Origin of the sequence: Streptomyces sp. NPDC085481 (assembly GCF_044541845.1) — a bacterium.
In the GTDB taxonomy this organism is placed as follows: Bacteria; Actinomycetota; Actinomycetes; order Streptomycetales; family Streptomycetaceae; genus Streptomyces.
Window position 1 is genome coordinate 277,149 of record NZ_JBITTJ010000006.1, and the last position, 24,864, is coordinate 302,012.

The window sequence follows — 24,864 nt, forward strand, 5'->3', positions numbered from 1 at the left end:
CCCGGTCACCGCCCGGCGCCCAGCCGGGCGGTGACCCCTTGACCCGGAAGATCAGACGGCCTGCGGAACTCCGCCTGCCGCTCCAGCGACACCGGGTCCGGCTCCGGGTGCGGCGCGCACGAAGCGCGCCGCACCGGCGTCCCTCCCGAGCCGCCGGCACTCCCGCCCGGCACGGCTCCGGTGAGCAGATAGCGCTCCATGTAGCGGTTCACGCAGGCGTTCGCCCCGCCGCCGATGCCGTGCGTCCCGGCGTCCCGCTCGGTCACCAGGGCCGCACCCCACAGCCTGCGCTGCAGCTCCCGCGCCCCTTCGTACGGCGCCGCCGCGTCCCGCTCGGCCGCCAGGATCAGCACCGGCGGCAGCACCCCCGGACCCGTTCGCACCTCCAGCGGCTTCTGGCGCGGAGCCCGCCAGTACGCGCAGGGCAGGTTCGCCCACACGTTGTCCCAGGTCTCGAACGGGGCGAGACGCGCGAGCCGGGTGTTGTCCCTGTCCCACAGCGCGAAGTCCTCCGGCCAGGGCGCGTCGTTGCACTCCACCGCCGTGTACACCGCGGTCGCGTTCCCCGGATCCGCCGCCGGCTCCGCACCGGCGTCCTGCTCGACCGGCTCGGCCGGGGCGGCGGGCCCGGCCTGGGCGATCAGCGGCTTCGGGTCGCCCGCGAGGTACGCGGCGAGGGCGCCGGCCCGCGCCGCCCAGAACCGGTCGTCGTACAGCGCCTGGAGCATCGCCCCGTGCAGCTGCCCCGGGCCGACCTTCCCGCCCGCGGGAGCCGCCGCCAGCTCGGCGCGCACCTTCTCGTAGTGCGCGCCCACCTCGCCGGCCGTCGCGCCGAGGCCGTACACCTTGTCGTGCTTCGCCGCCCAGGTACGGAAGTCGGCCCAGCGGCGCTCGAAGGCGAGCGACTGGTCGAGGTTGTTGACGTACCAGATCTGCCGCGGAGCCGGGTTCACGGGCGCGTCGAAGACCATCCGGCGCACCCGGTGCGGGAAGAGCGTCGCGTACAGCGCGCCGAAGTAGGTGCCATAGGACGCGCCCATGTACGTCAGCCGGGGCTCGCCGAGCGCCGCCCGCAGCACCTCCAGGTCGCGGGCGTTGTTGAGCGAGTGGTAGTGCCGCAGCGCCGCCCCGGTGCGGCGGGCGCAGCCCTGGGCGTACGTGGTGGCGCGGGCGATCCGCTCCTGTTTGAAGACCTCCGATGGCAGCGTCGGCGCGAGCGTCGGGCCCTTCGTCCGGTCGGCCGGGTCCTGGCAGGAGACCGGCGCGGAGCGGCGCACCCCGCGCGGGGCGTAGCCGACGAGGTCGTACGCGGTGGCGATCCGCTTCCACTCGGGGAGCCCGGCCGCGAGCGGGAAGTACGTCGAGGAGGCGCCGGGCCCGCCCGGGTTGTAGACCAGCGCGCCCTGCCGCGAGGCGGCCGGCCCGGTGGCCCTGGCCCGGCTGACGGTGAGCGGGATGCGCGTGCCGCCCGGGTGCGCGTAGTCGAGGGGGACGCGCACGGTGCCGCATTCGACGGTGGGCGGCAGCTTCTCGGCGGCCGGGCACGGTCCGAAGCGGATGCCCTCGGCGGCCGCGGTCCGCGTGGCGGCCAGGACGCCCTGGCTCTCGGCGGGCGGCGTGTCCAGCCGCGGTGCCAGGGTGGCGGCGGGCGTGAGGATGGCGGCCGGGGTGAGGACGGCGGACAGCACGAGCGCGACGGAATTCATCGGCGCCTTCCCTTCGTAGCCGCGGGCGCGGGGCGACAAGGGGGATGCTCGGCGGGCGCGTCTCCCAAGTAAAGGAGCTACGGCAGGTGTCGCCTGTCATGTACCCGGAAGGCCGCACGCAGCTCCGGTTCCAGGACGTCCGTCCCGCGTTTCGCCAGTGCGGTCAGCGGGTCGGCCAGGGAGAGCCCCGCGAGCAGCCGCCGGCCGGCCGGCGAGGCCCAGCACGCGTAACCGGGCGCGTCGGCCCGGGCGATCAGGACACAGAGCCCGGCCGCGACCAGCGGCAGCGAGAACCAGGCGACCACCGGCACCCGCTCGCCCGCCGGCACGAGCAGCACCGCACCCGCCCCCAGCGCGAGGGTGAGCAGGAAGGCCGCCCGCACCGCCCGGGCCCCCGCGGTCATCGAACGCCGCTGCTCCTCCGGCAGGGCGAGCCCGCGCGCCACCAGGCCCGCCGCCAGCGCCCGTACGCTCGCGTGGTCGGCGACCAGCGGCCGTACCGCCGGGATCCGCGACTGCCCGCCGGGCCCGATCGCCCCGAGCACCGCCCGCTCCAGCTCGTCCCGCCCGCCGGACCCGTCGACGACGGTCGCCCACCCGGTGTGCGCGAGCAGCAGCAGCCGTGCACGGTGCATGGGCACCAGGGTGAGATCGGTGACCCGCAGCGGCCCGCCCGCCAGGTAGGCCGCCTCGGACACGGTGAGCCCGGCGGGTTCGGCGGTGACCCCGCCAGGGCCGGTGTCGGCGGCGACGGAAGCCCGGCACACGCGGGCGCAGCTGACACCCGCGAGAACGCAGGCGACGAGCAGCAGCGGGACCCAGATCATGCCCCGGTTGTACGGGACGACCGGCGGGCCCGCCACCGGAATTCGCCCGTCAGCTGCTGGAGCCGCAGCTGGAGCCGCTGCTGGAGGAACAGGAGCTGGACGACGACGAGCAGGAGCTCGACGACGAGGAGCACGAGCTGGACGACGAGGAGCACGAGCTCCCGCCCCCGGAACAGGAGCTCCCGCCGGAACACGAGCTGCCGCTCCCGCACCCGCCCCCCTCGCCCCCGGCCGCCGCCGCGCACCACACCACGGGCACGACGGCGGCGTCGTACGACGAGGAGGACGAGCCGGAAGAGGAAGAGCGGCGGTGCGGTGCCGGAGCGGGCCGGTAGGTCCGGGCCGCCGTCGCCAGCTGCTCCCGCAGCACCGGGTCGGGCAACGCGCGCAGCCCGTGCAGCGCCACCAGCAGGCCGGGGTCGGCGAGCCCGGCGTGCGCCCGCCCGTAGGCCGTGACGGCGCTCCGGCCCGCCGAGGTGACCCGGCCCCCGGCCGCCGACCCGCACACCACCGACGTGACCAGCACGCCGACGATCACCGGGAGCACCTTGAGGATGAACGGCACGGCGGATTCCGGCCCTGCGAGCTCCACCACGGTCATGACCAGCGCGACGGGCACCATCGCCACGGTCGCGAAACCGAGGCCGAGGCTCCAGCGGATCGCGGACCGCCGTGCCGATGGCTCCATGATCAGTCCGCGGGCCGAGAGCCCGTCGCCGATCTCCTGCACCGCCGCGTGCCGCATCACGGCGAGCCGCAGCGGACCGAGGGCGCCGTGCGCGGCGGCCGAGAGCTCCTGCAGTACGGCCCGCTCGACGGGGTCGTGCGCGGTCGGCCGGAGGACCTGGACGATGCCGGGACCGCCGACCACGAGCCTGCCGTCCGCGTGCAGCGAGGCGAGGGCGGTGTCGACGACCCGGGCGGGACCGCCGTTCAGGAACGCGAGCTCGTGGCGGTCGTGGACCGGCCCACCGGGCCCGCGCCTGGCCCGGTTCAGCTTGACGACCAGCAGGGCGACGGCGGCCGCTCCGACGAGGTAGAAGACGACGGCGGCGGTGTTCACGCGGCTCGCCCCCGTCCCAGGGCCGTACGGACCCGGTGCACCAGGCGGGTGCCCGCCCCCGGCGGCCGGAGGCCCGCCCGGTCCCGCCACCAGTCGGTGAGCTGCCGCCGCGCCCGCGGGTCCTCGGGGCGCCCGGCGACCAGCAGCCCCTCGACGAAGTCGAGGGCGTCGTGCCGGTAGCCGTCCGTCATGGGGCGGCTCCTGGCGTACGCGAGGAACGCCGGCCGGTAGCCGTCGCCCAGGATCCGCGGCAGCTCGGGCGCCACCTTCGCGATGACGTCCGCCCGCTTCGCCGCGAGCGCCCGGGCCTGCACGCCGAGCCGCCGCACGTCGAACCCCTCGGGCGCGGGCGTCCCCGCGACGAGCGCAGAGAGCAGCGCGGCCTGCGCGAGACCGACCCGCTGCCGGGCGGCGTCCGCCGTACGCGAGCCGGCGGCCGAGGCCACGACCGAGGCGTCCCGGCGGGGCGGCGCCGGCGCGGGCACCCGCACCGGCATCGCGCCGCCCGAGACCCGTGCCCCCGCCCCGATGAGCAGCGGGCGCGGCCGGGCCGCCGCCAGGGTCGTACGGATCGCGGTGAGTTCGGCGGCCAGCTCCTCCTGCGGTGGGAAGCGGTCGTCCCGCTCGAGGAGGACGCCCGGCGGGGAGATCCGGGAGGCGAGGTCGGCCAGGATGTCGAGGACGGGCCCGGCCACCGGGTGGGCGTGGGTGTCGTGCCAGACCCCGTCCCGCTCCAGGCCGCCCGCCACATGGACGTACGCGATGGCCTCGACCGGCAGCTCGGACAGTGCCCGCGCCGGGTCCTCGCCGCGGTTGACGTGGTTGGTGTGGAGGTTCGCCACGTCGATCAGGAGCCGTACCCCCGTACGCTCCACCAGCTCCGAGAGGAACTGGCCCTCCGTCATCTCCTCGCCCGGCCAGGCCACCAGGGCCGCGATGTTCTCCAGGGCCAGCGGCACCGGCAGGGCGTCCTGCGCGATCCGGACGTTCTCGCACAGCACGTCGAGCGCGTCCCTGGTCCGCGGCACCGGCAGCAGGTGCCCCGCTTCGAGCAGCGGCGTCGCGGTCAGCGGGCCCCCGGCCCGTACGAACGCGATGTGCTCCGTCACCAGCGGCGCGCCCAGCAGCTCCGCCTTCTGCGCGAGCGCGGCGAGCCGCCCCGCGTCGGGCCGGTCGGCACCGCCGAGGCCCAGCGAGACACCGTGCGGCACCACGGTCGCCCCGCGCGCCCGCAGCCGCCGCAGGGAGTCGGGCAGGTGGTCGGCGCACAGGTTCTCCGCGACGACCTCCACCCAGTCGACGCCCGGCAGCGCCTCCACCGCGTCCGCGATCTCGGGGCGCCAGCCGATGCCGATACCGAGTTCTTTCATGTCCCCCTCCTTCGGTCCCTGACGTGATGGCCCGGAAGCAGCCGTTCGAATCCGGACGGGGAGACGTTCAGAGGTTGATTTGAGGTTCGCCGCGCGCGGGCCGGACTCCAGCCCGCGCCGAAGCCGCGTGCCTGCGGCCCCGTTCGCAGCGCGCGCTGAGGCCCTGTGCGTGAGGTCCGTTCGCAGCGCGTGCTGAGGCCCTGTGCGTGAGGCCTGTTCTCAGCGCGTGCTGAGGCCCGTCGCCGCGAACTCCGACACCACGGTGCACGAACCCGGTGCGATCTCCGTGAAGCCCGCGTCCCTGACCACCGGCAGCCCGCTCGACGTCAGCCGGGCCCAGCGCTCCGGGTCCGCCGTGCGCACCGCCAGCGGGAAGCCGGCCTCCCGCCAGGTCTTGCGGTCGGCGTCGGACAGCGCCCACCACAACAGCTGCGCCCCGTGCCCGGCCTGCGCCATCGTCTTGCCCGCGGACATGTCGAGCTCCGGGTTGAGCCACAGCACGGCCGCGCCCTCCGGCACGGGCCCCGGCGCCGCCGGGTCGTCCAGGTCGGTGCCCGACACCTGGAGCCGGGCCAGCTCCTTGGGCCAGCCGTCCAGCGGGACCGGCGGGAAGACCCGTACCTCCGCACCGCCGGAGCCGGTCACCGTGATGCCCTCCAGCGCTCCCGCCCGGCGCCACTCCGCGCCGCGCGCCCGGCGCACGACCTTGCGGATCCGGGCGTCCTGCCAGTCCGTCATGGCCTGCGCCCACTCGCCCTCGCCGAGGGACCGGTCGTCGGTCAGGATCGCCAGGACCGCGCGGGCCGCAGTCTCCAGGGCGTCGGTACGCGCCGGGGGGTCGTCCCGCTCGATGCGGACGACCAGGGGGAGGACGAACTGCGGCTTCTCGTCACGGGGATCGGTGTCGTTGCTGCTCACCCGGCAAGTCTGCCATCGCACCCCGCACGGTCCGTACACGTGTTTCTTGTAGGAATGAGTGCTTCCGGGACAGGATGCCCACCATGAAGAGTGATCTTTTCACCAGTGAGCACCTCGCCGAGGCGGCGCAGTTCCCCGGGATGACCCTCCAGAACGCCAAGTCGGTCAAGTACACCGTGAACGGGGAGATGCACGCCCTCCAGGGCTCGATGATCGCCTTCCGGGGGAACCTCCAGTTCGAGCACAAGAGCCAGGGCCTCGGCGGCCTGCTCAAGCGCGCCCTCACCGGCGAGGGCCTGCCGCTGATGGCCGTACGCGGCCAGGGCGAGGCCTGGTTCGCGCACGAGGCGCAGAACTGCTTCATCGTCGAGATCGAGCAGGGCGACGCGCTGACCGTCAACGGCCGCAACGTGCTCTGCTTCGACTCCACGCTCGCCTACGAGATCAAGACGGTGAAGGGCGCCGGCATGACCGGCGGCGGCCTGTTCAACAGCGTCTTCAGGGGCTACGGGAAGATCGCCCTGATCTGCGAGGGCAACCCGATCGTCATCCCGGTCACCCCGGAGGCCCCGGTCAACGTCGACACCGACGCGGTCGTCGGCTGGAGCGAGCAGCTGCGCACCTCCCTGCACCGCTCCCAGTCCATCGGCTCGATGGTGCGCGGCGGCTCGGGCGAGGCGGTCCAGCTGAAGCTGGAGGGCCAGGGTTTCGTCATCGTCCGCCCGAGCGAACTCACCCCGCAGAAGAAGTCGGCCAACTGAACCTCGAAGGCGTCGGCCGCCGCTACGGCCTGCGCGGACCCTGGGTGCTGCGCGAGGTGCGGCTCGCCCTGCCCGCCGGCACCCTGGTCCGCATCACCGGTGCCAACGGCACCGGCAAGTCGACCCTGTTGCGCCTCGTCGCGGGCATCGACGCCCCCGGCGAGGGCCGCATCACCGGCCGCCCGCCGCGCACCGCGTACGTCCCCGAGCGCTTCCCCGGCGCCCTGCCGCTGACCGCGAACGGCTATCTGGTCCACCTCGGCCGCATCCAGGGCCTCGGGGGCCGGGCGGCGAGGACACGGGCGGGGGAGTGGCTGGAACGCTTCGGCGCGCAGGCGTACGGGGACACCCCGCTCGCCGAACTCTCCAAGGGCACCAGCCAGAAGGTCGCCGTCGCCCAGGCACTGCTCGCCGAACCCGGCCTTCTCGTCCTCGACGAGGCGTGGACGGGACTCGACACCGCGGCCCGCGCGGAACTCGACCGGGCGGTGCGCGAACGGGTCGCGGCGGGCGGCCGGGTCGTCTTCGTCGACCACGACCCGCGACGGCTGGCGGGCGAGCCGGACGCGGAGTACCGGGTGGCGGCGTCCCGGGTCCACCGGACGGGGACCGAGCCGGCTCCCCGGGTCCACCGGACGGGGACAGAGCCCGCTCCCCGGGCCCACCCGACCGGGTCCGAGCCGGCTCCCCGGGTCCGCGTCACGGCCACGGGCGGCCACGCACTCCCACCCGCCCTGCCGGGCTCGCCCACCTACACGACGGGGACCACCCTGACGGCCACGATCGACGCCGCCCACTCCGACACCCTGCTGCGGGCGCTGCTCGACGCGGGCTGGCACGTCGACCACCTGAGCACCGAAGGCGTACGGACATGACGGCGCTGCTCCGCTACCAGACCGCCCTGCTCCTGCGCTCCCAGCGCTGGCTCGCGCCCTTCCTCCTGTACGCGGCCTTCGTCGGCGTCGGGATCAACGCGGGCGAGCCGGTGCTCGGCGCCCTCGGCTACGCGGTCGCGGGCCTGGTACCGGTGACGGCCTGGGCCGTCCGCATCTGCCTCGGCCAGGAGCCCCCGGCCGCCCGCACGGTGATCGCCGCGACGGCCGGCCGCGCCCGCGCGCACATGGCGGCGATCCTGACCGGCACCGGCGCCACGCTCCTCGTCGGCGTCGTCGCAGTCCTCGCCGTCACCGTGGTGAGCGACCACCGCACGGCCGCCCCGCTCCCGGCGGCGACGGCGGGCGTCCTGGCGGCGACGGTGTGCGTCCTGACCGGCGCGACGATCGGCACCCTGACCACCCGCCCCCTGGTCCGCTCCCGCGGCTGGTCCCTGACGACCCTGCTCCTTGGCTCCCTGCTCGCCCTGGTGACCACCGGCTCCCCGGCCGCCTCCGCCGTCTCGGCCCTGGTCACCGCCGCCTCGCACGGGGCCGCGGTGCCGTACCCGTGGCTCGCCGGGGCGGGCGCCATCGCCCTCACGACGACGGCCGTGGCCCTGGCGTGCAGGGCCACGGCCTGGCGTGACTGAGTCCGGCGGGGCCTACTGGTAGGCGGGCACGGCCCAGGTCGCCTTGTAGCGGCGGTCGGCCGGGTCGACCTTGAAGACCGACTGCTCGTCACCGGTGGGCACGAAGCGGATCGAGTGGGTCTCCCAGACCTTGTGCGACGTCTGGGTCTCGGGGCAGCCCTGCGAGCAGGTGGAGACGACGGTGCCGGTGACGGGGTCGTTGCCGACGCTCTTGATCAGTGTGCGGTTGGTGACCTCCCCCGCGTTGGCGTAGTTCGTGCACCAGCGGTTCTCGAGGCCGGTGACGTAGGTCGCCAGGGGCCAGCGGTCCTGGAGGACGGTTTCGTCGTAACAGTCGACGGCCTCGCTCTTCGAGAACTGCGTGATGCCGCCGTTCGATCCGACCCAGAGCCGGTCGCTGTCGCCGTACACGGGCGTGAGCTCGTGGCCGTACGCCTTGTTGTCGCCGGTCTGCTTCGGCAGCGGGAAGGCCTTGTCCCAGGCGAGCTTGCCGTTCGCGTACTTGTACCGGACGAGGAGCTCGTCGCCGACGGCCCACAGGAAGTCGCCGGCGCGGTCGTAGACGATCTCGTGCGCGCCGGCGAGGGAGGTGTCCTGGACCGGGGTCGCGTTCCAGGCGCCCGGCTTGCCCTGGGCCTTGGAGAAGACGAGGAGGCCGCCCGCGATGTCCTTGCCCGTCGTGTCCTTGCCGAAGACCCTGGACGCGAACGCCGCGACGACCGTGCCGTCCGGCAGCATCTCCACGCCGTGGAGGTCGCCGGGGGCACCCACGTTGATCGCCCAGTGGTAGCCGGCCAGGGACGGGTAGGGGATCACGCCGATGAAGCCGCTGGCGCCGTCACCGGTGACGAGGACGTCGCCGCCGTAGACGCCGCCCGGGCGCAGCTTGTGCGAGGTGCCTCCGCCGAAGGCGTCGCCCTTCAGGGTCGTGTCGAAGACCGAGTGGTAGGCGTCGGGGATCCAGCGCTGGTACGGGCCGGAGGAGGGCCAGACGGCCGGGCTCGTGGAGTCGAGGAATTCCAGGGCCGCGTGGCTGGTGGGGTAGTTGCCCGGGTAGGTGGGGCCGTACGCGTTGCCCGACATGACCGGGGTGTGGCCCTCGTTGAACTCCACCTCCAGGGTCGGCGCGTTGTAGGCGGCATGGCACGCGTAGTCCGTCGACACCGGGTTCATCGAGCAGAAGTCCTTGTAGCTGGAGGAACGATCCTCCTGCGCCGAGAACCGGATGCCGTGGTTGGGCAGGGTGGTGTCGGCCCAGCCCTTGACCCAGTCGGTGACGTCGATGCGCTGGATGCCGTTGGACGCCGCCGGGTTGGTCTTGTTCGGCACGTCCGGGCAGTTCGGGTGGCCGAGGCCGAACGCCGTGTCCTTGACCTTGGCCGTGTCGACGGCCGGCTGGTTGGCCCAGGTGATCGTCGACTGGTCCCACGCCTGGGTGACCGGGTGGACGCTCATCGAGGCCTTGGCGGCGCAGTCGGAGACGAAGGAGTTGTAGACGCGCAGGCTGGCGCTCTTGATCAGGGCGCCGCGGAGCTTGGACACGTCGAAGCGCAGGAAGCTGCGGTACTTCGTGGCGCCGTTGTCGGGCGTGCCGACGTGCAGGAGCTGTTCCTGCGAGTGGTCGGCGTTGTCGGTGCTCTTGATGTACGTGTCCGACAGCCGCTTGATGATGTTGCGCGGCCCGGTCTGCGCCATGGGCGACACCGTCGGTGTGCCCTCCGCGGCGGCGACCGCGGCCGGCGCCGGAGCGGTCTCCCCGTTGACCGCGGCCTGGGACGACGGGACGAGCAGCGACGCGAGGAGGGCCACCCCGCCGCCGGTCGCCAGAAGGCCCCTCGCCAGGAGGGGCCGGGTGGAGCGACGCACGTGAAAGTCCGCCTTTCGGTGTCTCGACTCTTCTTCGGAAGTCGACAAGGGGACACCCTCGCATCGCGTGCCGGTGCTTGTACAACGGAAAACCGTCAGGCCATCAGGTCCGAGACCTTCACGAAGCGGTAGCCCTTCGCGCGGAGCTCCGGGACGATGCGGCGGATCGCCTGTTCGGTGACCGGGGCGGCGCTGCGGGTGCAGTGCATGACCACCAGGGAGCCGGGCTTCACGCCCGCGAGGACCTCCTCGGCGACGGCGTCCGCGTCCTTGGCGAAGGCGTCGCCGCTGACCACGTCCCACTGGACGGCGGTGACTCCGGCGGGGGCGAGGGCGCGCCGGGCGTCGTCGTCGTAGCAGCCGCCGGGGAAGCGGAAGTACGGCACGACGTTGGTCGCCCCGGCGTCGCGGAAGGCGTCGAAGGCGCGCTGGACGTCCGCCGCCATGTCCGGGCCCGACACGGTCGGCAGGCCGTAGCAGGGCGCGGCGAAGGCGTAGTGGCTGTAGGAGTGGTTGGCGATCTCGAAGCGGGGGTCGTTGCCGATGGACCTGGCCTGGTCCGGGTACTCCTCGGCCCAGCGGCCGGTCATGAAGACGGTCGCGTCGACCTTGAGCCGCCGCAGGGTGGCGATGAGCTGCGGGTTGTCGAAGTGCTCGCCGCGGGCCGCGCGCGGCCCCTGGTCCGCCGTCATGTCGGCGTCGAAGGTGAGCGCGACGACCTTGTCGGTGCTCTTGGCGCGGTGCGTGTAGACGGGCGTCAGCCCGTCGGCGGCCGGCGCCAGCGTCGGCGGCACCTTGCGGGCGGGTGCCTGGTGGCCGGGGGCCGGCCGGGCGGCCGGCTTCGCGCTCGGCGGGGCGGCCTTCGGCTGGGCGGCCTTCGGCGTGGCCGCCGGTGCGGAGGGCGCCGGCGGTTCGGCCGCGCCCCCGCCGCAGCCGACGAGAACGGCGCCCAGGAGAGCGAGCGCCGACAGCTTTCGTGCAGAAATGGTCACCCAGGGAAATTAACCGATCATTGGGTGAGCAACTGCCTTCGGCACTCCGCCACGTCGAAGTCGGCCTTCGGGTACTGCGGGTCCAGCTCCTCCAGATGTTCGAGGAGGAGGGTGCTGACCGCCCAGTTGCGGTACCACTTGCGGTCCGCGGGGACCAGGTGCCAGGGGGCCGCGTCCGTCGAGCAGCGCTCCAGGGCGATCTCGTACGCCTCCTGGTACTCGGGCCACACGGCGCGCTCGGTGATGTCGCCCGGGTTGAACTTCCAGTGCTTCTCCGGGTTGTCCAGGCGCTCCAGGAGGCGGGAGCGCTGCTCCTCGTACGAGAGGTGGAGGAAGACCTTGACGATGGTGACGCCGTCCTCCGTCAGGGACTTCTCGAAGGCGTCGATCTCGGCGTAGCGCCGTTCCAGCTCGGCCCGCGGGGCCAGCTCGCGGACCCGGGCGATGAGGACGTCCTCGTAGTGCGAGCGGTCGAAGATGCCGATCTCGCCCGGCTCGGGCAGGGCCTTGGTGATCCGCCACAGGAAGGGGTGGCCGCGCTCCTCCGGCGTCGGTGCCTTGAAGGCCCGGATGCGGCAGCCCGAGGGGTTGAACTGGCCGATCACATGCTTGACCGTGCCGCCCTTGCCGCTCGTGTCCATGCCCTGGAGCACGAGGAGCATCCGGCGCCGCTCGCCCGCCGTGCTCGCCGCGTAGAGGCGTTCCTGCAGGTCCGCGAGCGCCGGACCGTGGGCGGCGGCGGCCGCGAGGCCGGCGGCCTTGCCGGCGGGGCCGCCGGGGGTCGCGGAGGCGTCGTAGGAGGAGAGGGCGATCCGCTCGCCGACGGGGAGCCGCAGCAGCTCGCGCAGCGGGGGCGTCCCCGGACCGTCCCCTGCGGACCTCGCACGCCTCGTGCCCTCCCTGCCGTCCTTCCTGCCGTTCTTGCCCTTCTTCCTGCCGTCCTTCTTGTCCTTGCCCTTGTCCTTCGGCACCTCGTGCCCCTTCCCGTCAGTCGAGCGGCCCCTCCCCCCGATCCTGCGGGTCGAGTGCCGGGGCCACCACCGCGAACGCCCGGTCGAGCAGCGCCATGGGGTCCTCCGCCGCGTCGCTGTCGCCCCACCGCTGGAGCGCCGTGTGGAAGGCGACGAGCGCCGTCCCCGCCGCGAGACGCGGATACAGGTCGACCGCGGGGTCGAGCCCCTGACGGTGCGCCAGCTCCGCCGCCAGCGCCTCCCGCCAAGCGGCCTGCCGCTCCAGGAAGCGGGCGAGTAGTGCGGGCGTACGGAGGATCAGCTGGACCACGCGCAGCGCGCGGGCGGTGTGGTCGGCGTGCTTGTCGGTGCAGGCGGCCAGCGGCACCGCGACGGCGTGCCGCAGGGACGCCGACGGGGGTTCACCGGCCGGGCGCTCGGCGAGCGCCGCGTGGATGTCGCTGCCCATCCCGGCCAGGAACTGGACGACCACGTCCTCCTTGGACGCGAAATACCGGAAGAAGGTCCGCTTCGACACTCCGGCGGCGGCCACGATCTCGTCCACGGTGACGGCGTCGAACCCGCGCAGGGCGAGGAGCTGGAGCGCCGCCTCCGTGAGCTCGGTCGCGACGAGGAGGCGCTTGCGCTCGGCGAGGCTGAGGGCGGCATCGGGGCTCATGCGCCGATCGTAGCCCGGACGCTGGCACTCGGAGAAAAACTTGACACCAAGTGCCACGCGCAGCAGTTTGTGTCACATGACAGAGCCGCAGAGCTGGAGCGCCGACCACATCCCCGACCTGACCGGTCGCGTCTTCGTCGTCACCGGGGCCAACAGTGGCCTCGGCCTCGCGACCACCCGCGCACTCGCCCACCGCGGCGGCCACGTCGTCCTCGCCGTCCGCGACGAGGAGAAGGGCCGCGCCGCGGTCCAGGACATCGCCGCCGGCCACCCGGACACCCGCCTGGAGGTACGCCGGGTCGACCTGGCCGACCTCGACTCCGTACGGGCCTTCGCCGACGGCCTGCGCGCCGACCACCCGCACATCGACGTCCTGGTCAACAACGCGGGTCTGATGGCCCCGCCCCGCACCCTCAGCGCCCAGGGCCACGAGCTGCAGTTCGCCGCCAACCACCTGGGCCACTTCGCCCTCACCGGACTCCTGCTCGACCGTCTCGCGGCCGGCCGCGCCCCCCGGATCGTGACCGTCAGCTCCCTGCAGCACCGCAAGGGACGCATCCACTTCGACGACCTCGACGGCGCGCGCCGCTACTCGCCCATGGGCTTCTACAACCAGTCCAAGCTGGCCAACACCGTCTTCGGCCACGAGCTCCACAAGCGCCTGACCGCCGCAGGCAGCCCCGTGCGCAGCGTGCTCGCCCACCCCGGCTACACCGCCACCAACCTCCAGGCCGCCACCCCGGTCGCCCTCGTCCGGCTGGTGTTCGGCCGCGTCCTCGGCCCGCTGCTCGCCCAGCCCCCGCACAGCGGCGCCCTGCCCCAGCTCTACGCGGCGACCGCCCCGGACGCGGAGGGCGGCGCCTTCATCGGCCCCGACGGCATGGGCGAGCTGCGCGGCGCGCCCAAGCGGGTCTCCTACGCGCCCGCGGCGACCGATCCGGAGACCGGCCACCGCCTGTGGGAGCTGTCGGAACGGCTCACCGGGGTGCGCTACGCCTGGGCCTAGACCCTGCTTCAGGCGGCGCGTGCGACCGGTGCCCGGCCGGCTGACCCGGCTCGGCGGAGCGCTCTGCCTGACCAGGGGGGTCATCCCCTCAGGAATCGGGGCCGCTCCAGTCGAAGGGGATGTGCTTGCTGGACTGGCCCTCGCGGCTCCACTGGAAGCCGAACGCCTCGGCCCGGTCCACCGTCGACCGGCCCCAGGTCACGACCTGGCCCGGGCCGGTCTCCGAGCCCGGCATGTTGACCGACTGGACGCGCGCGCCCTCCGGTGTCGTCGGCCCGCTGAGCGCCACGGCACCGGCCTCCACCCGGCCGGGAATCGCGGCCCTCCAGCTGCCGAGGTCCTCGTCGACCTCGATCTCGATCGGTGCGAAGTCCATGCCCCGCATCTCGGGTCCGAGCATGCCCACCAACTGTGCGGGCCAGCCGCCGGCCTGGCCGCCAAAGATCATCTGAAGGGCCGCGCGCTGTGCTTCGTCCGCGCGCTCGTCGAGGAAGACAGCCGCGTACGCGTCGGAGTGCTCGCCCCACACGTTGCCGACGAAGGCGCCGAGCATCAGCACGTTGAGCCCCTCCATCGGCACGTCCCCGTAGCTCCCCGCGTTGACGTGCCAGGCGAGGACGCCGTCACACGCCCCGTAGGTGGGCGGCTGCGCGAAGGTACAGGGGCAGGGGATATCGCACCTGCACGTATCGAACCAGTCTCCTGCCACGTGCCAGCTCGGAACGGTCGCCGTGGTCTCAGCCATGGTCGCGCCTCCTCAGGAGGCCCCTGGGAACATTCTCCACCCGCTACGGCGGGCAGACCAGGCCGGGCGGGCACCGTCCGCGGTTCTGTGCTGTGCTGTGGTGGAGGTGTCCTCGCGCGTTCGGGAGGAGGGCCATGCACATCCGGCTAGCGCCACCGGCCCCCACCGGACCGGGCGTCCTCCTGCCGAGGCGCGAGCTGGCCTTCGCCTGGATCCTGCTGACCCTGCTCGCCGCGCTGGCCTGGGCTCTGACCGTCGCACAGTCCCGCGAGATGGGCACCGGCTCAGGCACGATGGGCATGGCGCTGCCCCTGTTCCTGCCGCTGTGGGTGGTCATGATGGCGGCGATGATGCTGCCGTCGGTCGCGCCGGTCGCCGTGACCTGGGTACGGGCCATCGGCCGTACGTCCGCCGGCCCGGTCCGCGTGGTCCGGACCGGCGAGTTCCTCCTCGGCTACCTGCTCGCGTGGACGGCGTTCGGGCTGGTCGCGTACGGGCTGCTCGCCGCGACCGACCGGCTGCTCGACGCCTACCCCGGGGCGGGCCGCTGGATCGGTGCGGGCGTCTTCCTGCTGGCGGCCGTCCAGCAGTTCGGGCCGCTGAAGTCGGTCTGCCTTCGGCACTGCCGCAGCCCGATGTTCCAGCTGCTGCGGTACTCGCGCTTCCGCCCCCGGGCCAAGGACCTGCGCGTGGGGGCGCACCACGGGATGTACTGCGTCGGCTGCTGCTGGGGGTTGATGATCATCCTGATTCCGCTCGGGGTGATGAACGTGGCCGCCATGGCGGGGCTGTCCGTCGTGATCTTCCTGGAGAAGCTGTGGCGGCAGGGCCCGTGGCTCGCCTGGGCGGTCGGCGCCGCCTTCCTGGTCCTGGCGCTGCTCGCGCCGTTCCACGACTGGCTGCTCCCGGGCCTCGGGACCTCGCACTCGCCGATGGACATGGACCACATGGGTCGGATGCCGGGCCCCACACCTTCGTGAGGGGGCCGGATACATGGCGAACGCAGGCCGCACCGCGGTGACCGCGTGCTCAGCGCCAGGGGCCCGTCACCGCGAACGTCGTCCCTGGCGTGTAGCAGTTGACGAACATCGTGCCGCCGTCCGGCGAGAACGTGACACCCGCGAACTCGCCCCACTCCAGGGCCTCGGGGGTGCCGCCCGCCGTGGCAGCGGCTGATGTCAGGGCCTGGGCTCCGCGGGCCACCGCGTACACCTCGCCCTTCCTGCTCACGCCGAAGACGTGCTGGGCGCCGTTGCCGTCCTCGCAGACCATCAGGCCACCGGTCGGCGCCAGGCAGATGTTGTCCGGTGACTCGCCGGGGAGCCGGACGTCGGTGTCCGGGCCGAAGACCACGACAAGGGTGAGGCGACGCCGGTGCGGCTCGTACTTCCAGACCTGGCCGAAGTGGGTGGCGGCGGAACCGTCCTTGGCGCGGGCGAAGGACGAGACGAAGTACACCGCGCCCCGACCCCAGTAGCAGCCCTCCAGCTTCTGCGCGTGGGTGATGCCCTTCGGGCCGAAGTCCTGGAGCCTGACCGGGGTCCGGGTCGCGAGCGGGTCCGGCACCGGCACCCACTCGACCCTCTCGAAGCGCGCCCCCGGCTCCTGGACCACCGACAGGTCCGGCACCCCCGGCACCCGCATCGCCTCCAGGGCGCCGCCCGCGCGCAGGGAACCGGTGCCGCCGAGCGGCCGGTCGGGCAGGAACCGGTAGAAGAGGCCGAAGGGCCGCTCGAAGGCGTCCTCCGTCTCGTACACGATCCCGCTCAGCGGATCGACGGCGATCGCCTCGTGCTGGAAGCGGCCCATCGCGGTCAGGGGCACCGCGCCCGTACGGTGCGGATCGACGCCGTCGACCTCGAAGACGAAGCCGTGGTCCTTGGTGTAGCCGTTGGTCCCGGCCCGGTCCTCGGTCTCCTCGCAGGTGAGCCAGGTACCCCAAGGGGTGGGCCCGCCCGCGCAGTTGACGGCCGTACCGGCGATGGCGACCCGCTCCCCGAGGACGTGGTTGCGGCTGTCGAGGGTGAGCGCCGTACAGCCGCCTTTGGCCGCCGGGTCGTAGGTCAGACCGTCGACGGTCGGTACGCCGGTGAGTGCGGTGGCCCGGTTCTCGTGGTTCCGCACGAGGTGCACCCGGCCGCGCCGGCCGGCGAAGGCCCCCATGCCGTCGTGGTTGCCGGGAACGAGCCCCTCGCCGGAGCGGAGCGGATCGCCCTGCCGGGAGAGGACCCGGTAGGAGAAGCCGGCCGGGAGGTCGAGCAGGCCGTCGGCGTCGGGGATCAGCGGGCCGTACCCGGCGTGGCCGCCGAGGGCGGTGGCGGTGCCCGCGAAGAGCTCGGAGAGGGCGCCGGCGAAGGCGATGCCGGCGACGGACGCGCCGGTGCGGGCGAGGATCTGACGTCGTGTTGCGGACATGAGGCAACTACCCACTTCCTGCTGGGAACACCCCCATGCCGAAGGCCATGGGGGGAGGACAGGACGGAACGGTGGTGTGACGTGTGACCCGCATGTGTGTACCACGCACGGTGGTGGCACGTGAACCACGCGGGTCACCCGTCGCCTCAAGCGGCAGAAGGGGTCAGGACGCCAGTTCGGCCGTCAGCGTGATCGTCGTGCCCGTGAGCGCCTGGCTCACCGGGCAGTTCTTCTTGGCGTCCTCGGCCATTGCCCGGAACTCGTCCGCGTCCAGCCCCGGCACGTCGCCCCGCACCGTCAGGTGGACGCCGGTGATGCCCTCGCCCGGCTGGAAGGTGACGTCCGCCTTGGTCTCCAGGCGGGCCGGCGGGTTGCCGGCCTTGGCCAGGATGTTGGAGAAGGCCATCGAGAAGCAGGAGGAGTGCGCGGCGGCGATGAGCTCCTCGGGGCTGGTCTTCCCGTTGGGCTCCTCGGTCCGGGCCGGCCAGGAGACGTCGTACGAGCCGAGGCCGGAGGAGTCGAGGGTGACGACGCCCTTGCCCTTGAGGAGGTCGCCCTCCCAGACGGTGTGGGCGTGACGCACGGTGGCCATGGTGTATCCCTTTCGATCGGGTATGGCCCCCAAGCTACTGCTCCACGAGCCCCTTGGCGTCCCGGGCCAGGGCGGTGAGCCGGGAGATGGCCCGGAAGTACTTCTTCCGGTACCCGCCGTTCAGCATCTCCTCGCTGAACAGCCGGTCGAAGGGCAGACCGGAGGCGAGCACGGGTATCTCGCGGTCGTAGAGCCGGTCGGCCAGGACGACGAGCCGCAGCGCGGTCGACTGGTCAGGGACCGGCTGGACGTCGGTGAGGCAGACCGCGGAGAGCCCGTCGGTGAGGGCGCCGTACCGGCTCGGGTGGACCTTGGCCAGGTGTTCGAGCAGGTGCGGGAAATCGTCGAGGGAGGCGCCGGGAGTGGCGTACGCGGTCTTCGCGACGATCTCGTCGGAGTACGGGGCCGGGGCCTCGGGCAGCCCACGGTGCCGGTAGTCCTCGCCGTCGATCCGCAGCGGCTTGAAGTGCGCCGAAAGGCCCTGGATCTCGCGCAGGAAGTCGGCGGCGGCGAACCGGCCCTCGCCGAGCTTGCCGGGCAGCGTGTTGGAGGTGGCGGCGAGCGCCACGCCCTGCTCCACGAGGCGGCTGAGCAGCGAGGAGACGAGGACGGTGTCGCCCGGGTCGTCCAGCTCGAACTCGTCGATGCACAGGAGGCGGTGGCCGCCGAGGGTCTGGACGGTCTGCTGGAATCCGAGCGCGCCGACCAGGTTGGTCAGCTCCACGAAGGTGCCGAAGGCCTTGAGGGCGGGCTCGGCCGGGGTGGCGTGCCAGAGGGAGGCGAGCAGGTGGGTCTTGCCGACGCCGTAGCCGCCGTCGAGGTAGACACCGCGCGGGGCCGCCGGGGCGGCGGGCTTCTTCGAGAACCAGCGGCGGCGGCCCGCGCCGGAGGCGTGCGAGCCGCCGAGCCCCTCCGCGAAGGACGAGAGCGCCTTGACCGCGTCGATCTGGCTGGGCTGGTTCGGGTCCGGTATGTAGGTGTCGAAGCGCACGGCGTCGAACCGGGGCGGCGGCACCATCTCCGCGACGAGGCGGTCGGCGGGGACGTGGGGCTCTCGGGAGCAGAGCGAGAGCGGGGCCGCTTGGGTGGAGGCCGCTTCGGTTATGGCACGGGTCGACACAGTTCCCCACTGTAAGCGCCATGTCAGACTGCGAGGATGCGACGCCTGTTCCCTGTGACGGACATGACAGCGAAGGACCCGGACGCGGAATCGGACAGGGAGTGGTCCCTCGACGAGCTCGCCGACGCCTACGCGTACCCGCCGGAGGCGGCCTCCGCCCCCTGGCTGCGCGCCAACATGGTCTCCTCGCTCGACGGGGCGGGCCAGCACGACGGCCGCTCCCAGCCCCTCTCCTCCGAGACCGACATGCGGATCTTCGGCACCCTGCGGGCCCTGGCCGACGTGGTCGTCGTCGGTGCGGAGACCGTACGCCTGGAGGGCTACCGCCCGGCCAGGGCGCGGGAGGCCTTCGCGGAGCGCCGGGCGGCGGCGGGACAGGGTCCCGCCCCGGTGATCGCCGTCGTGACCGCGTCCCTGAACCTGGATTTCTCGCTTCCGCTTTTCACCGAGCCGCTGGTCCCGACCCTGGTCCTCACGGGGGCCGCGGCCTCCCCGGAGCGGCGGGCCGAGGCCGAGCGGGCCGGAGCCGAGGTCGTGGTCGCGGGGGACGGCCCCGGGGTCGAGCCGGAGCGGGTGGTGGCGGCGCTCGCGGAGCGCGGGCTGCGGCGCCTGCTGACCGAGGGCGGGCCCCGTCTGCTCGGCCAGTTCGTGGCCGCCGGGGTGCTCGACGAGCTGTGCCTGACCCTGTCGCCGACCATGACCGCGGGCGGCGCCCAGCGGATCGCCGGAGGCCCCTCCGTGGGCGTTCCGAAACGCTTCGCCGTGGCGTCGCTGCTGGAGCAGGACGGCTTCCTCTTCACCCGCTACCGTCGGATCTGACAATCGGCGGAATTTGTCGTTCCGCTTAGCGTTCGCTGGGCACACTTACTCACGCAGGTCCCCGTGCGGGCACGGGGAAGGATGGTTTCCGCAGAAGGGCTCCTGAGGTGTTCACAAGCGTTCTGATGATCGAGAAGCCCCTGACGTCCGTCGACGTGGATTTCGTCACCACGCTGCACGGCGACGAGGCGGTCTCCTTCATCGTCCTGATGCAGCCGCGCGGTGACCAGGCGGATGTACTGCTGCGTGCCATCGACGACGTGGCCATGGGCGAGCTGAAGGAGGCCGCCCGCGAGGGCGGGGAGCCGGAGGGCAAGGCGGCCCGGATCCCCGCCGAGCAGGCCCTGGAGTACTCGCTCCAGGCACTGAGAGGCGCCGGCTGCGAGGCGGTCGGACAGGTGGTCGAGGACCACCCCCTGAACAAGATGAAGTCCGTCGTCGAGGAGGCCGAGGCCGACGAGGTGATCGTCCTGACCGCCCCGCACTACGTGGAGGAGTTCTTCCACCGCGACTGGGCCTCCCGGGCCCGTCACAAGGTGGGCGTCCCGGTCCTGAAGCTGTTCGCGCACAGCGCGGAGTAGCGGCCTCCGTACGGACCGTCGCCCCGGGCGCGGCCGCCCGGGGCGACCCGTACGAACCACTAGGCTGGGGACCTCCAGGACAGACGCACCCCGGGGAGAGAACCACATGGCACCCGCCATCCCTGCCGCCATGGAACGGCCGCACTTCATCGGCATCGGCGGTGCCGGAATGTCGGGCATCGCGAAGATCCTCGCCCAGCGCGGCGCCAAGGTCGCCGGCAGCGACGCCAGGGAGTCCGCGACCGCCGAGTCCCTGCGCGCCCTGGGCGCCACCGTGCACATCGGGCACGCCGCCGAGCACCTCGCCGACGACGCCTCCGCCGTGGTCGTCTCCAGCGCCATCCGCGCCGACAACCCCGAGCTGGCCCGCGCCGCCGAGCTCGGCATCCCGGTCGTCCACCGCTCCGACGCGCTCGCCTCCCTGATGGACGGCCTGCGCGCCGTCGCCGTCGCCGGTACGCACGGCAAGACCACGACCACCTCGATGCTGGCCGTCGCGCTCACCGAGCTGGGTCTCGACCCCTCGTACGCGATCGGCGGCGACCTCGCCGGCCCCGGCACCAACGCCCGGCACGGCGATGGCGAGGTCTTCGTCGCCGAGGCCGACGAAAGCGACCGGAGCTTCCAGAAGTACGACCCCGAGGTCGCGATCGTCCTCAACGTCGAGCTGGACCACCACGCCAACTACGCCTCCATGGACGAGATCTACGAGTCCTTCGAGGCCTTCGCCGCCAAGATCCGCCCCGGCGGCACCCTCGTCGTCGGCGAGCACGCCGGCGCCCGCGAGCTGGCCGCCAAGGTCTCCGGACGGCGCGGCCTGCACGTGGTCACGGTCGGCGAGGACGAGACCTCCGACGTCTGGATCCGGACGATCACGCCGAAGGGCATGACCAGCGAGGTCTCCGTGGTCATGGACGGCGCCGAGCACACCTTCACGGTCTCCGTGCCCGGCCGTCACTACGCCCACAACGCGGCCGCCGCCCTCGCCGCCGGCTCCCGCGTCGGCATCGACCCGGCCGAGCTGGCCCAGGCCCTCACCGCGTACACCGGTGTCGGCCGCCGCCTGCAGCTGAAGGGCGAGGCCGCCGGCGTGCAGGTCATCGACTCGTACGCGCACCACCCCACCGAGATGACCGCCGACCTGGAGGCCATGCGCGGCGCCGCCGGGGCCGCCCGCCTCCTGGTCGTCTTCCAGCCGCACCTCTTCTCCCGCACCCAGGAGCTGGGCCGGGAGATGGGCGAGGCGCTCGGTCTCGCCGACGCCTCCGTGGTCCTGGACATCTACCCGGCCCGCGAGGACCCGATCCCGGGCGTCACCAGCGAGCTGATCATCGCCGCGGCCCGGGCGGCCGGCGCCGACGTCACGGCCGTCCACGACAAGACCGCCGTGCCGGACGTGGTGGCGGGAATGGCGAGGCCCGGCGACCTGGTTCTGACCATGGGCGCGGGCGACGTGACGGACCTGGGCCCGCGGATCCTGGACCGCCTGGCGAAGTAGCAGAGGGAGCGAGCTCATGGCGTACGAGGTCGAGAAGTCGGACGAGGAGTGGCAGGCGCAGCTGACTCCGTCGGAGTACCAGGTGCTCCGGCTGGCCGGCACCGAGCCCGCGTTCCGCGGTGAGTACACGGACACCAGGACCAAGGGCGTCTACTCCTGCCGGGCCTGCGGGGCGGAGCTCTTCACGTCCACCGAGAAGTTCGAGTCGCACTGCGGCTGGCCGTCCTTCTACGACCCGAAGGACAGCTCCGCGGTCGAGCTGGTCGCCGACACCACCCACGGCATGATCCGCACCGAGGTGCGCTGCGCGCGCTGCGGATCGCACCTCGGGCACGTGTTCGAGGGTGAGGGGTATCCGACCCCGACCGACCAGCGGTACTGCATCAACTCGATCTCGCTGCGGCTCGAGCCCGACGAGAGCTGAGCGGAGCGGGGCGATGAGGTTCGTACACGTGAGCCGGCCGGCGCGGAAGCGCCAGGCCGGCTCACGCGTCTTCGCGGCCGGCGCGGGCGTCGTCTCAGTCGTCGTCCGGGTCCTCGGGCCCGCACTCCGGGCACCGGCCCCGGTACGTGACCTCCACCCCCGTCACGGTGAAGCCGAAGCGCTCGGCTTCCGGCAGCACCGTCAGCGGGTCGCCCCCGGGGTGGACGTCCCGCACCGCGCCGCAGCCCGAGCACACCAGGTGCTGGTGGTCCCGGTGGGCGTTCGGGTCGTACCGCTTGGCGCGACCGACGCTGGACACCTCGATCACCTCGCCGAGCGACACCAGCTCGCCGAGCGTGTTGTAGACGGTCGCGCGCGAGATCTCCGGCAGTCTCGCGGTGGCGCGGGCCAGTACCTCGTCCGCGGTCAGGTGGATGTGCTCGCCGTCGAGTACCTCGGCGACCACCCGGCGCTGGGCGGTCATCCGCCAGCCGCGTCCGCGAAGCCGTTCCAGCAGGTTGCTCATGGTCACCAGCCTTGCAGTGTGAGTAATCCGTACGGGTCCGGCTGTCGTATTGACTTGGACTCAGTCCACCATAGGATCGACTCCAGTAGTAGCCAAGAGGGTGTGCGCCGGTCACACCGACGCCTCAGCAGTTCCCGAGCTCCGTGATCCGAATGGTTCGGAAGGAAAGACCGATGTCTGAGCAGAATCACGATCCACTTGTCACCGAAGACGAGGCGGCGGCGGAAGGCACCGGCGGCTGCCCGGTCGCGCACGGCCGAGCCCCGCACCCGACCCAGGGCGGCGGAAACCGCCAGTGGTGGCCGGACCGGCTCAACCTGAAGATCCTCGCCCAGAACCCCGCGGTGACCAACCCGCTCGGCGAGGAGTTCGACTACGCGGCCGCCTTCGAGGCCCTCGACCTCGCCGCGGTGAAGCGGGACATCGCCGAGGTGCTCACCACCTCGCAGGACTGGTGGCCCGCCGACTTCGGCCACTACGGCCCGCTGATCATCCGCATGTCCTGGCACGCCGCCGGCACCTACCGGATCAGCGACGGCCGCGGTGGCGCCGGCACCGGTCAGCAGCGCTTCGCGCCGCTGAACAGCTGGCCGGACAACGCCAACCTCGACAAGGCCCGCCGTCTGCTGTGGCCGGTCAAGAAGAAGTACGGCCAGAGCCTGTCCTGGGCCGACCTCCTGGTCCTCTCCGGCAACGTCGCGCTCGAGACCATGGGCTTCGAGACCTTCGGTTTCGGCGGCGGCCGCGAGGACGTCTGGGAGGCCGAGGAGGACGTCTACTGGGGCCCCGAGACCGAGTGGCTCGGCGACGAGCGCTACACCGGCGACCGCGAGCTGGAGAACCCGCTCGGTGCGGTCCAGATGGGCCTCATCTACGTCAACCCCGAGGGCCCCAACGGCAACCCGGACCCGATCGCCGCGGCCCGCGACATCCGTGAGACCTTCCGCCGGATGGCGATGAACGACGAGGAGACCGTCGCCCTCATCGCCGGTGGCCACACCTTCGGCAAGACCCACGGCGCCGGCCCGGCGGACAACGTCGGCGCCGACCCCGAGGACGCCCCGCTGGAGCAGCAGGGCCTCGGCTGGAAGAGCTCCTACCGCAGCGGCAAGGGCGCGGACGCCATCACGTCCGGCCTCGAGGTCACCTGGACCACCACGCCCACCCAGTGGAGCAACGGGTTCTTCACCAACCTCTTCGAGTACGAGTACGAGCTCACCAAGAGCCCGGCCGGCGCTCACCAGTGGGTGGCGAAGAACGCCGAGGCGGTCATCCCCGACGCGTTCGACCCGTCGAAGAAGCACCTCCCGACGATGCTCACCACGGACCTGTCGCTCAAGCTCGACCCGGTCTACGAGCCCATCTCGCGGCGCTTCTACGAGAACCCGCAGGAGTTCAAGGACGCCTTCGCCCGCGCCTGGTTCAAGCTGACCCACCGCGACATGGGCCCGGTCGTCCGCTACCTCGGACCCGAGGTCCCGACCGAGGAGCTCATCTGGCAGGACCCGCTGCCGGCGCGCACGCACGAGCTCGTCGACGCCGCGGACATCGCCTCCCTCAAGCAGCAGATCCTCGGCTCGGACCTCACGGTCTCCCAGCTGGTGAACGCGGCCTGGGGCGCGGCTTCCACCTTCCGCGGCAGCGACAAGCGCGGTGGCGCCAACGGCGGCCGCATCCGCCTGGAGCCGCAGCGCGGCTGGCAGGTCAACAACCCGGACGACCTCGCCCAGGTGCTGCGCGTCCTGGAGGGCGTCCAGGAGTCCTTCAACTCCGCCCAGACCGGCGGCAAGCAGGTCTCCCTGGCCGACCTCGTCGTCCTCGCGGGCAGCGCGGCCGTCGAGAAGGCTGCCAAGGACGGCGGCTTCGCCGTCGAGGTGCCCTTCTCGCCGGGCCGGGTGGACGCCGCGCAGGAGCAGACGGACGTCGAGTCGTTCGCCGCGCTCGAGCCGGCCGCCGACGGCTTCCGCAACTACCTGGGCAAGGGCACCCGCCTGCCCGCCGAGTACCTGCTGCTCGACAAGGCGAACCTGCTCACCCTGAGCGCCCCCGAGACGACGGCCCTCGTCGGCGGTCTGCGCGTCCTGGGCGTGACCCGGCCGCAGTCCTCGCTCGGTGTCCTCACGGACAAGCCGGGGACGCTGTCCAACGACTTCTTCGTCAACCTGCTCGACCTGGGCACGACGTGGAAGTCCACCTCGGAGGACCAGACCACGTTCGAGGGCCGTGACGTGGCCACCGGCGAGGTCAAGTGGACCGGCAGCCGCGCCGACCTGGTGTTCGGCTCCAACTCCGAGCTGCGCGCGTACGCCGAGGTGTACGCCTCCGACGACGCGAAGGAGAAGTTCGTGAAGGACTTCGTCGCGGCGTGGACCAAGGTCATGGACCTGGACCGCTTCGACCTCGTCTGATCACTCCTGCCCCGCCCCTGACAGAATGGCGTCGCCCCTCCTCGAACGGCGAGTTCGAGGAGGGAAGGACCTT

At 72.8% G+C, this 24,864-nt stretch carries 24 protein-coding genes; 10 read left to right on the plus strand and 14 right to left on the minus strand.

Features of this window, described 5'->3' with window-relative positions; translation table 11 throughout:
* Window positions 1-5: 5 nt before the first annotated feature.
* From ACIGEZ_RS15995 to ACIGEZ_RS16015, 5 genes are all read right to left on the minus strand, one after another.
* On the minus strand, window positions 6-1,706 hold the full coding sequence (locus ACIGEZ_RS15995) for an alpha/beta hydrolase (protein ID WP_399831212.1): 1,701 nt from the start codon (window positions 1,704-1,706) through the stop codon (window positions 6-8).
* 77 nt (window positions 1,707-1,783) lie between these two features.
* Entirely contained in the window at window positions 1,784-2,533 is a 750-nt protein-coding gene (locus ACIGEZ_RS16000) for a TIGR04222 domain-containing membrane protein (protein WP_399831214.1), read from the minus strand.
* Window positions 2,534-2,582: 49 nt separating this feature from the next.
* Window positions 2,583-3,596, minus strand: a complete 1,014-nt coding sequence (locus ACIGEZ_RS16005) for a TIGR04222 domain-containing membrane protein (protein ID WP_399831217.1) — start codon at window positions 3,594-3,596, stop codon at window positions 2,583-2,585.
* Window positions 3,593-4,966: a DUF692 domain-containing protein gene (locus tag ACIGEZ_RS16010; RefSeq protein ID WP_399831218.1), complete on the minus strand. Its 1,374-nt coding sequence runs from the start codon at window positions 4,964-4,966 to the stop codon at window positions 3,593-3,595. The genes ACIGEZ_RS16005 and ACIGEZ_RS16010 overlap by 4 nt, the downstream gene beginning before the upstream one ends.
* A gap of 219 nt (window positions 4,967-5,185) precedes the next feature.
* A complete protein-coding gene (locus tag ACIGEZ_RS16015) occupies window positions 5,186-5,884 on the minus strand; it encodes a peptidyl-tRNA hydrolase (RefSeq protein WP_399831220.1) in 699 nt (232 codons plus the stop codon).
* An 83-nt stretch (window positions 5,885-5,967) separates the two neighbouring features.
* Here ACIGEZ_RS16015 and ACIGEZ_RS16020 point away from each other — a divergent pair, with 83 nt between their 5' ends.
* From ACIGEZ_RS16020 to ACIGEZ_RS16030, 3 genes are read left to right on the plus strand one after another with little or no spacing between them, the layout of a single operon-like run.
* Window positions 5,968-6,645 carry an AIM24 family protein gene (locus ACIGEZ_RS16020; RefSeq protein ID WP_399831223.1) on the plus strand — a complete coding sequence of 226 codons (678 nt, stop codon included), beginning with the start codon at window positions 5,968-5,970 and terminating at the stop codon, window positions 6,643-6,645.
* Window positions 6,642-7,520 carry an ATP-binding cassette domain-containing protein gene (locus ACIGEZ_RS16025; RefSeq protein ID WP_399831475.1) on the plus strand — a complete coding sequence of 293 codons (879 nt, stop codon included), beginning with the start codon at window positions 6,642-6,644 and terminating at the stop codon, window positions 7,518-7,520. Before ACIGEZ_RS16020 ends, ACIGEZ_RS16025 begins: the two co-directional genes overlap by 4 nt.
* A complete protein-coding gene (locus ACIGEZ_RS16030; RefSeq protein WP_399831226.1) occupies window positions 7,517-8,170 on the plus strand; it encodes an ABC transporter in 654 nt (217 codons plus the stop codon). Before ACIGEZ_RS16025 ends, ACIGEZ_RS16030 begins: the two co-directional genes overlap by 4 nt.
* A 12-nt stretch (window positions 8,171-8,182) precedes the next feature.
* Here ACIGEZ_RS16030 and ACIGEZ_RS16035 read toward each other — a convergent pair whose 3' ends face one another.
* From ACIGEZ_RS16035 to ACIGEZ_RS16050, 4 genes are all read right to left on the minus strand, one after another.
* Complete coding sequence (locus tag ACIGEZ_RS16035) at window positions 8,183-10,036, minus strand: DNRLRE domain-containing protein (RefSeq protein WP_399831228.1); 1,854 nt, start codon at window positions 10,034-10,036, stop codon at window positions 8,183-8,185.
* Between the two features lie 95 nt (window positions 10,037-10,131).
* Window positions 10,132-11,028: a polysaccharide deacetylase family protein gene (locus tag ACIGEZ_RS16040; protein WP_399831231.1), complete on the minus strand. Its 897-nt coding sequence runs from the start codon at window positions 11,026-11,028 to the stop codon at window positions 10,132-10,134.
* Window positions 11,029-11,045: 17 nt separating this feature from the next.
* The gene (locus tag ACIGEZ_RS16045) at window positions 11,046-11,876 is read right to left on the minus strand and encodes a PPK2 family polyphosphate kinase (RefSeq protein ID WP_399831477.1); all 831 of its coding nucleotides are present in this window, start codon (window positions 11,874-11,876) and stop codon (window positions 11,046-11,048) included.
* Between the two features lie 139 nt (window positions 11,877-12,015).
* Window positions 12,016-12,657, minus strand: a complete 642-nt coding sequence (locus ACIGEZ_RS16050; protein WP_399831233.1) for a TetR family transcriptional regulator — start codon at window positions 12,655-12,657, stop codon at window positions 12,016-12,018.
* A gap of 76 nt (window positions 12,658-12,733) precedes the next feature.
* On the opposite strand from ACIGEZ_RS16050, the gene ACIGEZ_RS16055 reads away from it, so the two are divergent.
* Complete coding sequence (locus ACIGEZ_RS16055) at window positions 12,734-13,663, plus strand: oxidoreductase (RefSeq protein ID WP_399831235.1); 930 nt, start codon at window positions 12,734-12,736, stop codon at window positions 13,661-13,663.
* A gap of 88 nt (window positions 13,664-13,751) precedes the next feature.
* Here ACIGEZ_RS16055 and ACIGEZ_RS16060 read toward each other — a convergent pair whose 3' ends face one another.
* Window positions 13,752-14,408 carry a DUF1326 domain-containing protein gene (locus tag ACIGEZ_RS16060; RefSeq protein ID WP_399831238.1) on the minus strand — a complete coding sequence of 219 codons (657 nt, stop codon included), beginning with the start codon at window positions 14,406-14,408 and terminating at the stop codon, window positions 13,752-13,754.
* A gap of 134 nt (window positions 14,409-14,542) precedes the next feature.
* Between ACIGEZ_RS16060 and ACIGEZ_RS16065 the strand changes: the two genes are divergently transcribed.
* Entirely contained in the window at window positions 14,543-15,388 is an 846-nt protein-coding gene (locus ACIGEZ_RS16065) for a DUF2182 domain-containing protein (RefSeq protein ID WP_399831241.1), read from the plus strand.
* Window positions 15,389-15,437: 49 nt separating this feature from the next.
* Here the strand turns inward: ACIGEZ_RS16065 and ACIGEZ_RS16070 are convergent, their stop codons facing one another.
* The 3 genes from ACIGEZ_RS16070 to zapE form a co-directional block, all read right to left on the minus strand.
* The gene (locus ACIGEZ_RS16070) at window positions 15,438-16,823 is read right to left on the minus strand and encodes an alkaline phosphatase PhoX (RefSeq protein WP_399831244.1); all 1,386 of its coding nucleotides are present in this window, start codon (window positions 16,821-16,823) and stop codon (window positions 15,438-15,440) included.
* A gap of 163 nt (window positions 16,824-16,986) precedes the next feature.
* Window positions 16,987-17,415, minus strand: coding sequence for an OsmC family protein (locus ACIGEZ_RS16075; protein WP_399831247.1), 429 nt, complete (start codon window positions 17,413-17,415; stop codon window positions 16,987-16,989).
* Between the two features lie 34 nt (window positions 17,416-17,449).
* Window positions 17,450-18,535: a cell division protein ZapE gene (zapE, locus tag ACIGEZ_RS16080; protein WP_399831250.1), complete on the minus strand. Its 1,086-nt coding sequence runs from the start codon at window positions 18,533-18,535 to the stop codon at window positions 17,450-17,452.
* 36 nt (window positions 18,536-18,571) lie between these two features.
* Between zapE and ACIGEZ_RS16085 the strand changes: the two genes are divergently transcribed.
* From ACIGEZ_RS16085 to msrB, 4 genes are all read left to right on the plus strand, one after another.
* On the plus strand, window positions 18,572-19,354 hold the full coding sequence (locus ACIGEZ_RS16085) for a pyrimidine reductase family protein (RefSeq protein ID WP_399831253.1): 783 nt from the start codon (window positions 18,572-18,574) through the stop codon (window positions 19,352-19,354).
* A gap of 107 nt (window positions 19,355-19,461) precedes the next feature.
* A complete protein-coding gene (locus tag ACIGEZ_RS16090) occupies window positions 19,462-19,935 on the plus strand; it encodes an indole-3-glycerol phosphate synthase (RefSeq protein ID WP_399831256.1) in 474 nt (157 codons plus the stop codon).
* 106 nt (window positions 19,936-20,041) lie between these two features.
* Window positions 20,042-21,433, plus strand: coding sequence for a UDP-N-acetylmuramate--L-alanine ligase (gene murC / locus ACIGEZ_RS16095; protein WP_399831259.1), 1,392 nt, complete (start codon window positions 20,042-20,044; stop codon window positions 21,431-21,433).
* 16 nt (window positions 21,434-21,449) lie between these two features.
* The gene (msrB, locus tag ACIGEZ_RS16100) at window positions 21,450-21,857 is read left to right on the plus strand and encodes a peptide-methionine (R)-S-oxide reductase MsrB (RefSeq protein WP_399831262.1); all 408 of its coding nucleotides are present in this window, start codon (window positions 21,450-21,452) and stop codon (window positions 21,855-21,857) included.
* A 94-nt stretch (window positions 21,858-21,951) separates the two neighbouring features.
* Here msrB and ACIGEZ_RS16105 read toward each other — a convergent pair whose 3' ends face one another.
* Entirely contained in the window at window positions 21,952-22,383 is a 432-nt protein-coding gene (locus ACIGEZ_RS16105; protein WP_399831265.1) for a Fur family transcriptional regulator, read from the minus strand.
* A gap of 173 nt (window positions 22,384-22,556) precedes the next feature.
* On the opposite strand from ACIGEZ_RS16105, the gene katG reads away from it, so the two are divergent.
* Complete coding sequence (gene katG, locus ACIGEZ_RS16110) at window positions 22,557-24,791, plus strand: catalase/peroxidase HPI (protein WP_399831268.1); 2,235 nt, start codon at window positions 22,557-22,559, stop codon at window positions 24,789-24,791.
* The last annotated feature ends 73 nt before the right edge of the window (window positions 24,792-24,864 follow it).